This is a genomic window from Streptomyces sp. NPDC051677, from assembly GCF_044453465.1.
Taxonomy (GTDB): domain Bacteria; phylum Actinomycetota; class Actinomycetes; order Streptomycetales; family Streptomycetaceae; genus Streptomyces.
The window spans coordinates 18,579-32,624 of sequence record NZ_JBITCT010000022.1 but is presented as its reverse complement, the minus strand read 5'-3'; the positions used below and the strand labels follow the sequence as shown (position 1 = coordinate 32,624).

At 71.0% G+C, this 14,046-nt stretch carries 15 protein-coding genes and 2 pseudogenes; 4 read left to right on the top strand and 13 right to left on the bottom strand.

Going from position 1 to position 14,046, the window contains the following annotated elements:
- Positions 1–129: 129 nt before the first annotated feature.
- Positions 130–1,266, bottom strand: a complete 1,137-nt coding sequence (locus tag ACIBAF_RS25155; RefSeq protein ID WP_399465841.1) for an ATP-grasp domain-containing protein — start codon at positions 1,264–1,266, stop codon at positions 130–132.
- A gap of 352 nt (positions 1,267–1,618) precedes the next feature.
- Here ACIBAF_RS25155 and ACIBAF_RS25150 point away from each other — a divergent pair, with 352 nt between their 5' ends.
- Complete coding sequence (locus ACIBAF_RS25150) at positions 1,619–2,479, top strand: metallophosphoesterase family protein (RefSeq protein WP_399465840.1); 861 nt, start codon at positions 1,619–1,621, stop codon at positions 2,477–2,479.
- Complete coding sequence (locus ACIBAF_RS25145) at positions 2,476–3,168, top strand: 4'-phosphopantetheinyl transferase (RefSeq protein ID WP_399465838.1); 693 nt, start codon at positions 2,476–2,478, stop codon at positions 3,166–3,168. Before ACIBAF_RS25150 ends, ACIBAF_RS25145 begins: the two co-directional genes overlap by 4 nt.
- Positions 3,169–3,200: 32 nt before the next feature.
- On the opposite strand, the gene ACIBAF_RS25140 is transcribed toward ACIBAF_RS25145, so the two are convergent.
- Entirely contained in the window at positions 3,201–3,461 is a 261-nt protein-coding gene (locus tag ACIBAF_RS25140) for a hypothetical protein (RefSeq protein ID WP_399465836.1), read from the bottom strand.
- Positions 3,462–3,703: 242 nt separating this feature from the next.
- Here ACIBAF_RS25140 and ACIBAF_RS25135 point away from each other — a divergent pair, with 242 nt between their 5' ends.
- Positions 3,704–4,735: an alpha/beta fold hydrolase gene (locus tag ACIBAF_RS25135; RefSeq protein ID WP_399465834.1), complete on the top strand. Its 1,032-nt coding sequence runs from the start codon at positions 3,704–3,706 to the stop codon at positions 4,733–4,735.
- A 17-nt stretch (positions 4,736–4,752) separates the two neighbouring features.
- On the opposite strand, the gene ACIBAF_RS25130 is transcribed toward ACIBAF_RS25135, so the two are convergent.
- Together ACIBAF_RS25130 and ACIBAF_RS25125 are read right to left on the bottom strand one after the other, a co-directional pair.
- A complete protein-coding gene (locus ACIBAF_RS25130) occupies positions 4,753–5,283 on the bottom strand; it encodes a toxin-antitoxin system, toxin component (protein ID WP_399465998.1) in 531 nt (176 codons plus the stop codon).
- Positions 5,284–5,315: 32 nt separating this feature from the next.
- The gene (locus tag ACIBAF_RS25125; RefSeq protein ID WP_399465833.1) at positions 5,316–5,969 is read right to left on the bottom strand and encodes a helix-turn-helix domain-containing protein; all 654 of its coding nucleotides are present in this window, start codon (positions 5,967–5,969) and stop codon (positions 5,316–5,318) included.
- Between the two features lie 228 nt (positions 5,970–6,197).
- Here ACIBAF_RS25125 and ACIBAF_RS25120 point away from each other — a divergent pair, with 228 nt between their 5' ends.
- Positions 6,198–6,866 carry a hypothetical protein gene (locus tag ACIBAF_RS25120; protein WP_399465831.1) on the top strand — a complete coding sequence of 223 codons (669 nt, stop codon included), beginning with the start codon at positions 6,198–6,200 and terminating at the stop codon, positions 6,864–6,866.
- A 139-nt stretch (positions 6,867–7,005) separates the two neighbouring features.
- Here the strand turns inward: ACIBAF_RS25120 and ACIBAF_RS25115 are convergent.
- The 9 genes and pseudogenes from ACIBAF_RS25115 to ACIBAF_RS25075 form a co-directional block, all read right to left on the bottom strand.
- Positions 7,006–7,143, bottom strand: a pseudogene (locus ACIBAF_RS25115) (ABC transporter ATP-binding protein); the annotation flags it as partial.
- A gap of 15 nt (positions 7,144–7,158) precedes the next feature.
- Positions 7,159–7,395 (bottom strand): annotated as a pseudogene (locus ACIBAF_RS25110) (ABC transporter permease); the annotation flags it as partial.
- 23 nt (positions 7,396–7,418) lie between these two features.
- Positions 7,419–8,357 carry a PDR/VanB family oxidoreductase gene (locus ACIBAF_RS25105; protein ID WP_399465830.1) on the bottom strand — a complete coding sequence of 313 codons (939 nt, stop codon included), beginning with the start codon at positions 8,355–8,357 and terminating at the stop codon, positions 7,419–7,421.
- Positions 8,354–8,527, bottom strand: a complete 174-nt coding sequence (locus tag ACIBAF_RS25100; RefSeq protein WP_319671217.1) for a hypothetical protein — start codon at positions 8,525–8,527, stop codon at positions 8,354–8,356. Before ACIBAF_RS25100 ends, ACIBAF_RS25105 begins: the two co-directional genes overlap by 4 nt.
- Complete coding sequence (locus tag ACIBAF_RS25095) at positions 8,524–9,597, bottom strand: Rieske 2Fe-2S domain-containing protein (protein ID WP_399465829.1); 1,074 nt, start codon at positions 9,595–9,597, stop codon at positions 8,524–8,526. The genes ACIBAF_RS25100 and ACIBAF_RS25095 overlap by 4 nt, the downstream gene beginning before the upstream one ends.
- Positions 9,598–9,859: 262 nt before the next feature.
- The gene (locus tag ACIBAF_RS25090) at positions 9,860–10,612 is read right to left on the bottom strand and encodes a LuxR C-terminal-related transcriptional regulator (protein WP_399465827.1); all 753 of its coding nucleotides are present in this window, start codon (positions 10,610–10,612) and stop codon (positions 9,860–9,862) included.
- Positions 10,613–10,833: 221 nt separating this feature from the next.
- On the bottom strand, positions 10,834–11,760 hold the full coding sequence (locus tag ACIBAF_RS25085) for an SGNH/GDSL hydrolase family protein (RefSeq protein ID WP_399465825.1): 927 nt from the start codon (positions 11,758–11,760) through the stop codon (positions 10,834–10,836).
- 175 nt (positions 11,761–11,935) lie between these two features.
- On the bottom strand, positions 11,936–12,592 hold the full coding sequence (locus ACIBAF_RS25080) for a response regulator (RefSeq protein WP_399465823.1): 657 nt from the start codon (positions 12,590–12,592) through the stop codon (positions 11,936–11,938).
- Positions 12,589–13,935, bottom strand: coding sequence for a sensor histidine kinase (locus ACIBAF_RS25075; RefSeq protein WP_399465822.1), 1,347 nt, complete (start codon positions 13,933–13,935; stop codon positions 12,589–12,591). The genes ACIBAF_RS25080 and ACIBAF_RS25075 overlap by 4 nt, the downstream gene beginning before the upstream one ends.
- Between the last annotated feature and the right edge of the window lie 111 nt (positions 13,936–14,046).

Here is a 14,046-nt window from a genome sequence, read left to right as displayed (position 1 = left end):
AGTTGGTATGGACCAATCAGCCTGTCAAGGTGACGGGCAGGATTGGTCCATACCGGTGAGCTGTCCAGCTTGTGAGGGGCGCGAGGAACGGCGCGATCAATCACGACCGCGCCGCACCCGGTCGACTGCCTAGAGCGGCAGTACCTGCGCTGCGCTCGCGGGCGCAACCTCGACGGAGTCGGCGGGCGCCGGCGCGGCCGGCAGCAGCGGCTCGGTGTCCTCGACCCGCTGATGCGGCAGCGACACCGCGCGCAGCTGCCGCGGACCCGACACCACCGTGTAGTCCTGCCCCAGGAACGGCGGCACGATCTCGCCCGGGTCCTCGCCGAGCGCCAACTGCACTGCCGCCCAAGGCGCGTTGACGCCGCACAGGGACAGCTGGTGCAGCCCGCCGGCCGGACGGGTGTTGACGTCCATCAGGACCGGCCGGTCGCCGAACATCCGGAACTGGATGTTGGACAGGTAGTGCAGCCCGAAGCCCTCGGCGATGAGCCGCGCCGGCTCCAGCCACTGCTCGTGCAGCGTGAAGCCCCGGCGGCGGCCGTTCTTCGTCCGGCCGATGGCCATCCGCAGGACGTTGTCGGGGCCCGTGAGGCAGTCCACCGACACCTCCGGCTGCTCCAGGCGCGGCATGACCAGCCAGTCGACCGGCTCCTCAGCCCGCTTCAACGCCTCGACCACCATGTCCAGTTGGACGTACGGGCTCGGGAACCCGCTGAGGTGTGTGAGCGAGAAGGGGGCGTGCGTGATCACCCGGAAGCCCACTCCGCCCGCGCCGGACGCGGGCTTGAAGCACGCCTTGTGTCCGGCCTCCTCCAACTCCTCGACGGCGGAGACGAGTTCGTCGGCCGTCCGGACCCGGAACCACGGCGGCACGGGCACCCCGATGGCCTGTACGGCCTCGTAGGCGATCACCTTGTCGTGGAAGACGGCGACGGCCTCCGGCGGCGGCGCGAGCAGCGCGGTGCCGGCCGCCTCGAAGTCGACGCGGTGTGCGACGATCGCCTCCTGGTGCAGCCGGGGCACGAACACGTCGATGCTCCGGCGCTTGCACTGGGCGAGCGCGTACTCGACGTACGCGGCGGGCGAGAGGCCCTCCGGCTCCAGCTCGGCGGTGTCGGCGGCGGCCAGGACGGGGGAGTCGGCGTCACCGTGCGTGGCGTGGATCTCGACGGCGCGGTCGCTGGGATTTCGTCGCAGCTGATCTGTGAAGAACACGTTCTCCGCGTACGTGCGGTTGAGCCAGACGCGTACGCGAGAGACCATGCGAGGCCGCCTTTCACGGTTCGCGGACAGGGCGAAGCAAGCCCGGCCCGGGCAGGGGGAATGGTGGGTCACCAAACCGCCCTGCGTGAAGGGACGTCCATGGCGGTGGTGTTGGGGCGATCATACGGCTTCCGAGGGGTGCGGCGTGCAACACGCGTGTTACGGATTTTCCGATCTTGTTCACGTGTGGCGCTCGTTCGGTGTAGTGGCGCGCTCCGGCGCAGGTGGAGCCGGGTGCCGGCGCCGCGGGCGACCCGATTCGACCTTGTACGGCATGCGTGAATGTGTTCTCGTGGTGGCACTGGTGTGTTCGTGAGCATACGGAGCGTGGACTTGTGAGCGGGGGCGGAAGGTGACGTCGACGGCCGGTGGCGCCGGACAACTGCTGGCCATCAGCGATCTGCACATCGGATATCCGGAGAACCGGGCCCTGGTCGAGGCCATGGCCCCGGAGTCGGAAAAGGACTGGTTACTCGTCGCCGGCGACGTCTCGGAGAACGTGGCCGACATCCGCTGGACGCTGAAGACCCTCGCGAGCCGCTTCCGCAAGGTCGTCTGGGTCCCCGGCAACCACGAACTGTGGACCCACCCCAGCGACCCGGTGACCCTGCGCGGGGTCGCCCGCTACGAACATCTCGTCGAGGTCTGCCGCGACCTGGGGGTGACGACGCCCGAGGACCCCTACCCGGTGTGGGAGGGCCCGGGCGGCCCGGTGGTCGTCGCACCGTTGTTCCTGCTGTACGACTACTCGTTCCTCCCGGCCGGCTGTACGACCAAGGAGGAGGGGCTGGCCTACGCGCACAGCACCGGCATCGTCTGCAACGACGAGTACCTGCTGCACCCCGACCCCTACCCGAGCCGTGAGGCCTGGTGCCGGGCCCGCGTCGCCGAGACCGAACGGCGGCTCGCCGAGATCCCCGACGACCTGCCCGTCGTCCCCGTCAACCACTACCCCCTGCACAGGCACCCGATGGACGTCCTGTGGTACCCCGAGTTCGCCATGTGGTGCGGCACGGGGCTGACCGCCGACTGGCACCGCCGGTTCCGGATCGAGACCATGGTCTACGGCCACCTCCACATCCCGCGGACCACCTGGCACGAGGGCGTCCGCTTCGAGGAGGTGTCGGTGGGCTACCCCCGCGAGTGGCGCAAGCGGTCGCAGCCCCCGGGCCGGCTGCGGCGCATCCTGCCCCGGGAGGCCGAGGCCGAATGATCGACGAACTGTTGCCCGCGTCGGCGGTGGCGGTGGAGGCCTTCGGCGACGAGGGCGTCCGCGAGTTCGGGGACGCGCCGCTGTACCCGCAGGAGGAGGCACTGATGGCGCGGGCGGTCGACAAGCGCCGCCGCGAGTTCACCGTCGTACGCTCCTGTGCGCGGCGTGCCATGGAGAAGCTCGGCGTGCCCCCGCAGCCCCTGCTGCCGGGCGAGCGCGGCGCCCCGCAGTGGCCGCAGGGTCTGCGGGGCAGCATGACCCACTGCGAGGGCTACTGCGCCGCCGCCCTGGTCCGCGCCGGCGACCTGGCCTCCGTCGGCATCGACGCCGAACCCCACGCGCCCCTTCCCGAGGGCGTCCTGTCCGCCGTCGCCCTGCCCGCGGAGGCGGAGCGGCTCGGCCGGCTCGCCGTGGACCGGCCCGAGGTGCACTGGGACCGGCTGCTGTTCAGCGCCAAGGAGTCCGTCTACAAGGCGTGGTTCCCCCTCACCCGTAAGTGGCTGGACTTCAGCGAGGCCGACATCGACCTCACCCCCGTCGGCCCCGCGAATCGCTCGTACGGGGCCTTCCGGGCCCGGCTGCTGGTGCCGGGACCGCTGGTCGGCGGCCACCGGCTCGGGCACTTCGACGGCCGCTGGACCGTGCAGCGGGGGCTGGTGGCCACGGCGATCACGGTCCGGCACACCTGAGGCGCCGCCCGCGCGAGCTCACGCGCGGGCGGTCACGGGCCGGGGCACCAGCTGTGCAGCAGCCGGAAGAACTCCTCCTCGTTGCCCGCCAGACCCGCGTCTGCCAGGGCCTGCTCCGCCTCGGCCAGGACGGCGGGCGGCACCATCGGCGGCAGCCGGTCGTGGGCCGGGCCGACGGCGCCGACGCCCTCGCCGCTCCCCTCGTCGCCGAAGGCGGCGCGGACGGTGTGCAGCAGCCGCAGGTAGGCCTGTACGGCGGTGCGCTCGCGGTCGGTCAGTACAGCTGTGGGCATCGGTCGGCTCTCCCCGTGTCGGCGTCGTCTCCCCCGCGCCCCTGACGGCGCGTACGCCCCCGTGCGGCGGCGCACCTTCCAGCTTGCCGCCCACCACTGACAATCCGGCCTCGCCCGACCACGGTTCGCCCGCTTAGCGGAGGCGAAACCTCCTCGAAATCCCCTGACGGAAAGCGGTCGTACGCTGGGGTGAAGGGCTTTCGGCGGACCGCCGACGGCCAGGGACCGAGGGAGGCGAGCGGGTGGTCGACGTCCCCCAGCTGCGCCCGGCGCGCGCCGCCCGACTGCGCCCCGTGGGCGATCGAGAGCTGGAGCTGCAGTACCGGGTCGTGCACGGCTACCGGCGCGCCTTCCGGATGGCCGGCGAGGGTCCGGCACTGGTCCTCATCCACGGCATCGGCGACTCCTCGGCGACCTGGGCCGGGCTGATCCCCGACCTCGCCCGCAGTCACACCGTCATCGCCCCCGACCTCCTCGGTCACGGAGCCTCCGACAAACCGCGCGCCGACTACTCGGTGGCCGCGTACGCCAACGGTCTGCGCGATCTGCTCACCACGCTCGGCGTCGAGTCGGCGACCCTGGTCGGGCACTCGTTCGGCGGGGGAGTGGCGATGCAGTTCGCCTACCAGTTCCCCGAGCGCACCGAACGGCTGGTCCTCGTCAGCGCGGGCGGTGTCGGCCGGGAGGTCAACCCCGCGCTGCGGCTGGTCTCCCTGCCGGGCGCCCAGCTGGCGCTGTCCGCACTGCGGTTGCCGGGTGCGACGCTCCAAGTCGGCCTCGTCATACGGCTGATGAAGCTGCTGGACACCGATCTCGGTCAGGACGCACCCGACTTGCTTCACCTCGTCGACGCGCTTCCGGACGAGACCTCGCGGAGCGCCTTCATCCGCACCCTGCGCGCGGTCGTCGACTGGCGCGGTCAGGTCGTGACCATGCTCGACCGCTGCTATCTGACGGCGGGGATGCCGACGATGCTGCTGTGGGGAGACCGGGACAGCGTGGTGCCGGTGCGGCACGCGTACCGCGCGCACGAGGCGATGCCGGGCAGCCGACTGGAGATCTTCGAAGGGGCCGGTCACTTCCCGTTCCACAGCGACCCCGCCCGATTCCGGGCGCTCGTCGAGGAGTTCATCCGCACCACGGCCCCGGCCGACTGGAGCCGCGAACACTGGCGGGCACTCCTGCGTGAGGGCCGCCCCGGGACGGGGGCGACGGGCCGGCCGGACGGCACGGCACGCGCCGTGCGGGAGGCCGGCGAGCGCAGCGCGACCTGAGCGCGCCGGCCAGGGTCTCAGCTCTGCGGGCCCCGATACCCCAGCGACGCCTCGATCCGACCCGCGAGGTGGTCCCGCCGGCCGCGACCGCGAGGCGACGAACCGGCCAGCCACGTACGGCACTTGCTCGCCAGCAGCAGGCCGAAGCTCTCCGCCTGCTTTTCGTCCGCCAGGTCGAAGCGGGTGCGGGCGGCGACACTGCGGACCGTCGCCTGGAGGTCCGCCCCGTCCGTGAGTGAACGGGCCGCGACCGCGGCGCCCTCGACGTGGTGACTGCTGTGGCCCGCCTTCATGTGCCACAGCTCGTGGCCCAGGATCACCAACTGGTGCTCGGGCGCGGTGCGTTCCTCGATGACGACGAGGTCCTGGTCGGCCATGTCGAGCCACAGCCCGCTGGCCGTGTCGGCGGGGAAGGCCGCCATGCGGAAGTGGACGGGACGGCCACGCCGTCTGCTCATCCCGTCGCACAGGGCCGTGTACAGCGCGGCCGGCGCGGCCGGAGCCGGGAGCGTCAGTTCCGCGACCAGTTCGCCGCTGAGGCGGCGCATTTCCTTGGCGATGCTCACAGTTCTCCCCCGGATCACGACTCGGGCCGCTTCACGCTCTCCAGGAGCATGTCCAGCCACTCGGCGACCTTGTCGCGGTGCTGGTCGGTGGGCAGCTGGGCGGCCCGCCACGCGATCCCGCGCACGCCGTGGTCCTGCAACAGCCGCTCCAGCGGATCGGCGACGGCCGCGGCCGCCTCCCGCGCGGCGAGCTTCTGCAGCAGCTCCTGCTCGGTGTGCTGCAGGGCCCCCGCGAGCGCCTCCGGGTCCTCGGCGGTGAGGAAGCCGGCGTGCACGCGGAAAAAGCGCTGGAGGGCGTCGCAGTGCTCCATCGTGGGGCGCCGGTCGCCGTTGATGAGGGCGCCCGCCTGCTGGCGCGACATGCCGGCGCCGTCGGCGATCTCCTGCTGGGTGTACTTGCGGCCGTTCGGCTTGAGCCGCGTACGGCGCAGCAGGTCCAGCCGCTGCAGGAAGCGGGCCTGCACATCGGGCTCACCGGCGGGCCAACCGCTCAGCAGGGCCTTGACCACGGACTCCGGGACACCGGAGGCGACGGACAGCCGCCCGGTGCCGAAGACCTCCGCGTGCGGCACGCCGAGCCGGTCGGCGAGCGCGGCGACACGGGCGACGACGGCCGACAGCAGCACCGTCGCCGTGGCGCCCGGAACCTCGAAGCCATCCTCCGACACCGACAGGTCTCCTAGGTCTCTCACGTCCCTCACACAGGCATGGACGGTCGCCTGAACTGCGTGGAGAGTAACCGGTCTTTCGAACTCACATCCAGGTCTCGCCACAACTGTGGCCTATTTCAGCCGTCAACGAGCATGGAATGCCACGATAGTTGACATGCCTCGCGTCGGGGCAGCAGGATCGTGGCGCCGCGTGAAGGCCGCATAGGCAAGAGGGGTGACCTCCCGATGGCACATCAGGCAGGAGAGCAGCGGTCCGTGCCGCGGCCCGTCCCCGAGAGTCCCGAGGCCCGGGCGTATCTGCAGGACTACGCCGCATACCTGGAGGCCGTCCCCTTCCCGTCCGTCGTCCTCGACCACCGCTGGGACGTGCTGCTGTCCAACACCGCTTTCGCGTCACTTTTCCGGGACGTGAGCCCGCATCCGACGGCCCTGCCGGGCGACAACTTCATGCGGTTCGTCCTCTTCCATCCGGACGCGCCCTCGGTCCTCGGCGACCACGAGGCCCGCTGGTGCCTGCCGATGCTCGCCCGCTTCGCGGCGGCGGTGGAGCGGCAGGGCCACGACCACGTGCTGCAGGCGATCCGCCGCGAGATCGCCGCGGACCCGATCATGGAGGCCGCCTACCGGCAGGGCCTGCCGCACTGGATCCGCGCGGTCGGCGAGGAGGCCGTCGAGCACGACGGGGCCGTCCGCCCCCTCCTGCACCCCGACCCGCGCTGGGGCGCCACGGAGTGCCGCATCATCGGCGACACCCCCAGAACCCTGCAGGACATGGGGTACACCCGGCTGACGATGGTGCTGCGCGACACCCGCCCGGCGTTCGCGCCGCGCAGGAAGCGCCCCGCGCGCCGCACCGCGAGCCATCTCAGCGTGGTCCCGCCCCCCGAGGCCTGAGCGCCTCCGAGGCCCGAGCGACCCCGAGGCTGACCGGGCACCGTCGGCGTTCAGGTCGCCGACGGCGCCCTGGTCGGCCCGGCCGGGGCCGGCCGGGCGACCGTCACGCCCCCGCTTCGCCGCCTGGATCTGCTGGTGCCTTCAGCTGCTCCTGGACGACCGTGGGGGGCGCGGACAGGACGACGACCCGCTCGCCGAGGCAGACGGCCTCGTCGATGTCATGGGTGACGAACGGGATCGTGATCCCGCGCTCCCGCCACAACCCCCGCACGAGGTCCCAACAGCACGGCGAAGGGATCAGAGCGACCGACGACGGCATCGGGCGCAGGAACTCGATCCTCGACGCCGTCGCCTCGCGGAGATGGCGGAGATGACGGACGACCGACAGGAGCACGCCCGCGACGACGCCGGCGCCCACCGCGACCGCCAGGCCCAGGGCCCAGCCGGTGAGGGTGTCGCCGAGCGCCGTCCAGAAGGCAGGGTCGGCCAGTTCGTCGCCGAGCGCGCCGGCGATGCGGCTCGTGGGCGGGCTGCTTCTCGCGGCCGACGCGGTCAGAGATCGAGAACGAGCCTCTTCCCCCTGCACCGCGACACGCAGATCATCATCGTCTCCCCGGCCTCCCGCTCCTCGGCCGTGAGGACGGAGTCGCGGTGCTCCGGCGTGCCGTCCAGCACGTCCGTCTCGCAGGTGCCACAGGTGCCCTCCGTGCAGGAGAAGAGCACCTCGACGCCTGCGGCGCGCACGGTGTCCAGGACGGAGACGCCCGGCGCGACGGTCAGCGTGCGGCCGCTCTGCGCAAGCTCGACCTCGAACTCGCCGTCCTGGCCCGCCGGTTGCTCCTTCGCCTGGAACCTCTCGACGTGCAGCGCGCCGGACGGGCAGCGCTCCTCCACCGCGTCGAGCAGCGGACCGGGGCCGCAGCAGTAGACCAGGGCGTCCGCGGGCAGCGCGTCCAGCACCGAACCGAGGTCCAGCAGCCCGGTCTCGTCCTGCGGGGCGACGGTGACCCGGTCGCCGTACCGCGCCAACTCCTCGGTGAACGCCATGGAGTTGCGGGAGCGTCCGCCGTACAGGAGCGTCCACTCGGCGCCCGCCGCCTCGGCCGCCGCCAGCATCGGCAGGACCGGCGTGATGCCGATCCCGCCCGCGATGAAGCGGTACCGCGCGGCCGTGCGCAGGGCGAAGTGGTTGCGGGGGCCGCGCACCCGCACCTTGTCGCCCGGCCCCAACTGCTCGTGCACATAGGCGGATCCACCCCGCCCGTCCGGCTCCCGCAGCACCGCGATCCGCCAGGCGTGACGGTCGCCCGGATCGCCGCACAGCGAGTACTGCCGCTCAAGCCCCGGCCCGAGCACCACGTCGACGTGGGCGCCCGGCTCCCAGGCCGGGAGCGCCTCGCCCAGCGGGTGGAGCAGGGTGAGGGCGAGCACGCCGTCGGCCGCGAACTCCCGGTGGCCGACGACGAGTTCGGCTTCGTACACGTCGCTCATGACGCTTTTCCTTGTGGCTCGTGTCCTTCGGGGTGGGCGAGCATCCACTCCCACATCTCGATCGGGTCCTGCGAGGCGTGCTCCGCTCCGCAGTGACAGGTGCCGTGCAGGACGTCGGTGCCCGGCAGCCAGTCGATGCGGTAGATCTCGCCGGTGGCGCCGGTGCTCACAGGACCTTCTCCACGGGCTTGTCGCCCTCCTCCACCAAGCGGGCGAGGATACGGCGGGCGGCGAGGCCGCCGGTGTCGATGTTGATGCTCAGCTCCTGGTACCCGGCCCGCTCCGAACCGAGCGTCCGCTGCAGGAGGTTGAGCGCGTCGACGTCCTGCATGACCACCGTGTGGTTGTTGCCGCGCAGGAACTCGGTGACCTCGTCGTCGTCCGTCGCCCAGTCCCGCGAGACCATCCAGAAGTCGTACACCTTGCCGTCGGCGGACGGCGTGATCGCGTACGTGATCTCGGTGTGGAAGCCGTTCGGGTCGCTGCCGTCCGCCTCGGGCAGGACGCCCACCGGCGCGATGCGGCTGTGCAGCAGGTACAGGCAGGGGGCGTGGTACTCGATGTCCTGCCAGCGGGTGATGCGGCCCTCGATGCCGGTCGACTTGGCGTAGAACGGCGGGCACTCGGCGTCGTCCATGTGCCGGCTGACCCGTACGATGCCCGCCCCCTCGTCGACCTCGGTGGTGATCGGCGTCTCGGCGACCTCGGGGGTGCCGATGTAGCCGCCGTGCAGATACGTCTCGTGGGACAGGTCGAGGAGGTTGTCGACGAGGAGCCCGTAGTCCGCGTCGATGGGCTCCATGCCGCGCACGGTCGTCCAGCCGGGGGCGGCGAGGTGGCGGGCGCGCGGGATGGTCTGCGGGTCGGCGAGCGCCGGGTCGCCGATCCAGACCCACACCAGGGAGTCCTGCTCGACGACCGGGTAGGACGCGACCCGGGCGGTGCGCGGCACGCGCTTCTGACCGGGCACGTACACGCAGGTACCGCTCGTGTCGTACGTGAAGCCGTGATAGCCGCACACGAGGCGGTCGCCGTCCAGCCGGCTCGGCTTCTCGTGCAGCGGGAACCGGCGGTGCACACAGCGGTCGGCCAGCGCGACCGGGGCGCCCTCCTCCTCGGTCCGGTAGAAGACGAGCGGCTCACCGAGGATCGTCCGGCCGAGCAACTCCTCGCGCCCGACCTCGTGGCTGTAGGCGGCGACGTACCACTGGTTCCTGGCGAAGGCGGTCATGTGAGGCATGGCGTTTCGGCTCCCGTCTTTGGGTCGTGGCGACATCGTCGGGAAGGGCCGCACGGGGGCGCAATACGGCTTCCGTGTCACGGAAGAATGCTTGGAAAGTCCCTGGTGAGAGCGGATATGCAAGGCGTCGTGCCGCTGGCCGCCGGCCATGCCGTGGGCGCATTCCTGCAGAGAAAGCCGTGTGCGGGAGAACTGCGGGAACGGTTTGAAGCGGCGGGGACTGGAAACGGAGCGGAAACCCCCGTGCCAGTCCCCGGCGCTACTAGGAGCGGGAGACGTGGGGCATGTACGTGGCCTGCGGGAGTGGTCGGTGCCATGGAGGGCGCACCAGGCCCGTTTCGTAGGCGAACACGACGGCCTGTGCGCGGGTGCGGACACCGATCTTGGCGAGCACGCTGCTGACATGCGTCTTGACCGTGGTCGGGGCGATGGTGAGGCGTTCGGCGATCTCCGTATTGCTCCAGCCGGTGGCGAGCGCGCCGAGCACTTCCCTTTCGCGCTCAGTGAGGAGAGAGAGTATGCGTTTCCGTTCGGGGCTGGTAGCGGTGTCGTGTTCGCGTACCGCATCGATGAGTTGGCGGGTCAGGCGGGGGGAGAGGACGGAACCCCCACGGGCCAGGATGCGGATGGCCGCTGTCAACTGATCCGGCAGGGAATCCTTGAGCAGGAACCCGCGGGCGCCGGCATGCAGGGCGGCGTAAGCGTACTCGTCGGTGTCGGAGGGGGTGAGTACCAGTACGCGAGGAGGGTGCTCCCTTGTTCGACCGGTGCTCGGCGTTGGGGAGTGATCGAAGTCGGGCGGCCTGGCGATGTGGCGTATGGATTGAATATCGTCCGCGTCGAGTAGGCCCACATCCATGAGGACGACGTCGGGGTGGAACCGGGTGGCGGCTCGCGCCGCGTCGGCGCTGTCGGTGGCCTCGCCGACTGCGGCGAGGTCGGGCTCGGCCTCCAGAACCAGCCTGAGGCAGAGACGTTGCAGCGCTTGGTCGCTGACGATGAGCGCGGTGATCATGCGGGCTTCTCCAAGTGGGGCGGAGACTGGCGATGCTTCGCAAGGCGCCGTGTCGCGGAACCTGTTGGGGGGGGAGGGGCTTCAGGACGGGAAGCGTGGTGCTGAGCGACGGCTCGCGCTGGGCATGGATGTCGCTCAAGCGCGCCCCGGCGCTGCGGCGAGCGAGCCGGGACCGGATGGACGGCTGCTGACGATTCCTCGGTCCCGGGCCGCGGAACTCCTCAGTCATTCAAGGCACGCAGAACGGCGGTGGCCATGCCGCGTTCGCCGCGTTCATTGGGGTGGACGGCGGCTGCCGGGCTGCTGGGGCGGAGGGGTTCGATCCAGCGGGTGGCTGCCTTGGAGCATGCGTCGCGACCGAGAGACGGGGTGAAGGTGTCTACATACGTCGCTCCCGCGGCCTTTGCCTGTTCGTAGAGCATGGTGTTCAGTTGCTGTTCCTTCTGGCGAAGGAACAGCACGTCGTCGGGTGCGAACGGCATGTCGCTGCCGCAGTCCGTGCCATGAGCGGGCAAGAGATTCGGGTATCCGACGACGTAGACCTGGGCCTCCGGCGCAGCGCGCTTGATCTCGGCCAGTGTGCGGGCCAGCCGGTTGCCCGCTGTGCGTATCTTCTGGGCTACTTGGTCGGTGCTGCCGGAGGAGTACTTCTCCTTGCAGGGCGCCTTTTGGGATATGTCGGAGAAGTGGTCTGCCACCTTGAAGAGCACTCCGGTGGTGACACACGTGGTGATCATCGAGCTGAAGCCGATGTCGTTGCCGCCGATGCCGAGGGTGACGAGTCGAGTGTTTCGGGACAGTGCCGAAAGCTGCGCGGGGTTGGTTCCGTTGTTGGTCGACTGGGGTGCGGTGAGGTCGGCGGTGGTGGCGCCGCTGCAGCTGACGTCGCGGAAGTCGGCTGCCTTGATGCCGAGTTCCTTTGCCACGAGAGAGGGGTAGTTGCGGCTGGAGCGGGCGCAGCCGACGGGATTGCCGGTCTGGGGAGGGATCTTGGGGCCTGACGTGTACGAGTCGCCGAGGGCGACGTACGGCCCCTTGAGGGATACCGCGTCGCTGCCGCCGTCAGAGTTCTTCCCGACGGTGACGGCGGTGACCAGTACGCCACACGCCAGGGCTACGCCTATGCCGGTTCGTGCCAACGGTCCCATTGCTGTGTCCTCTTCCTTCGTCGTGGATGCTCAACTGCGGTGCGGGCACCATGTGCGAGTCGGTGCGCCGGTGCCGAGGCGGGTCGGCGTCGGGGACGTAGCGGTGAACACGGTCGGGAGGCGGGGAGACGGCCCGGCCCTGAAGAGCGGGGCGAGCGGGCCGGAGCGGACCGGGTCATGCCGGCCGGACGAGTCCGGTGTCGTAGGCGAAGATGACGGCCTGGACGCGGTCGCGGGCGTCGATCTTGGCGAGGATGCGGCTGATGTGGGATTTGACGGTGGATTCGGCTAGGTGGAGGCGTTCGGCGATCTCGGCGTTGGTCCAGCCGGTGGCGATGGCGGTGAGGACTTCGCGCTCCCGTTGGCTGAGGTCGGCCAGCCGATGTTGCTGATCGGGGGTGTGGCCCGGGAAGCGGTCGCTGAAGGCGTCGATGAGTTTGCGGGTGAGTCCAGGGGAGATGACGGAGTCGCCGGCGGCCACCGCGCGAACGCCGGCGACGAGTTCTTCGGGCTGGGCGTCCTTCAGGAGGAAGCCGCTGGCTCCGGCGCGCAGAGCGTCGTAGGCGTACTCGTCGAGGTCGAAGGTGGTCAGGACGAGGATGTGGGAGCGGCCGCCGGACTGGATGATGCGGCGGGTGGCCTCGATGCCGTCCATGCCGGGCATGCGGACATCCATGAGTACGACGTCGGGGCGCAGTTCCGCGGTCATGCGGACGGCCTCGCTGCCGTTGGCGGCTTCGCCCACGACGGTGATGTCGGCCTGGGCTTCCAGGAGCATGCTGAAGCCCATGCGCTGGAGCGCCTGGTCATCGACGATGAGGACGGTGGTCATGCGGGGTTCTTCTCCGGGGAGGATGGAGGTCCCCCCGCTCGAGCTGAGTCGAGAGTGGGGGAGGGCGGGGTGGGGAGGAGGGCGTGGACGGTCCAGCCGCCCTGAGCGTTGGGTCCGGCGGTGACGTTGCCCTGATAGAGGGCGGCGCGTTCGCGCATGCCCACCAGGCCGCGACCGCCACTGGTGGGCGGCCGGCCGGCCTTCGGAGCGCGCCGTGGGCCGGTGTCCTCGACGGTGAGCCGTACGACGTCGGGGTCCGCGGCGACGGAGACGTGCACCGAGGTGTCGGAAGCGGCGTATTTGACGGTGTTGGTCAGAGCCTCCTGGACGATGCGGTAGACGGAGAGCTGGATGCCTGGGGACAGGCCGGTCAGGTTGCCGTGTGCGTGCAGAGTGACGGTGGGGCCGGCGGCGCGGATGCGCTCCAGCAACGCGTCGAGGTCGGCGAGGCCCGGCTGCGGGGCGAGCGGTGCGTCACGCGCATGGTCCTGGCCGTTGCCGTTGCCGTCGTTACCGATGACGGCGAGCAGGCGGCGAAGTTCGGACAGGGCGTCGCGGCCGCTGGCGCTGATGATGCGCAGCGTCTGGGCGCCGCGTTCGGGTTTGGCCTCGGCGAGGGCGGCGGCGCCGTCGGCGAGGCCGACGATGACGGCGAGCGTGTGGCCGAGGATGTCGTGCATCTCGCGGGAGACCCGGGCGCGCTCCTGCGCGGTGGCGAGGTGGGCCTGCTGGTCGCGTTGTTTCTTCAGGACGTCGGTGTAGGCGTGGGTCAGCCGGACGAGCAGGCCCAGAACGGCGAACGTCGCCGTGGCGATCATCGCCAGCAGCGTGATGATCTCAGGCCGGGTGGCGTAGTCCAACTGGCGGCCCCGCCAGAAGAAGTAGGCCCAAGCAGCGAGCTGCACGAGGCTGACTCCGACGGCGATGGCCACCTGGCGTGGGGTGCAGTAGCGGCCGACGTTGAACAGGGCCACGAGCCGTGCGGACTCGGAGCCGGTCAGCACGCCCATGGGGAGGGAGACCACGGACGCGGCGGTGGTGAGGGCGAAGACCAGCAGGGGGCGGCGTTCGCGCCACAGCAGTGGGACGCAGAAGGCGAGGATGAGCGGCAGTTTGGGGTCGCCGACGTTGTAGGGGTTGAGGAAGGCGTCGATGCCGCCCGCGGCACAGAGGGCCGGGACGCCCCAGCGCCGGACGCGGGGGTGGGCCCGGTCGGCCCGTCGCCACGAGGCCAGCCGGGAGATGACCGAGACGATCACGCGCTGCTCGGGATCGCTGGTCAGCGTCTCCAGGGTCCGCCGCTCGTCTCGACGAGGGTCAGGAGCGGCGCTCGGTTCGGTCACGGGGCGGGTCCTTCACGGTGGCGGGACCGCCCGCCGGTCCCGGGGGAATTGGACCGGCGGGCGGGGCTGGGGTACGGCGGCCGGCGGGAGTCGGCCGCCGTGCGGGTGAGC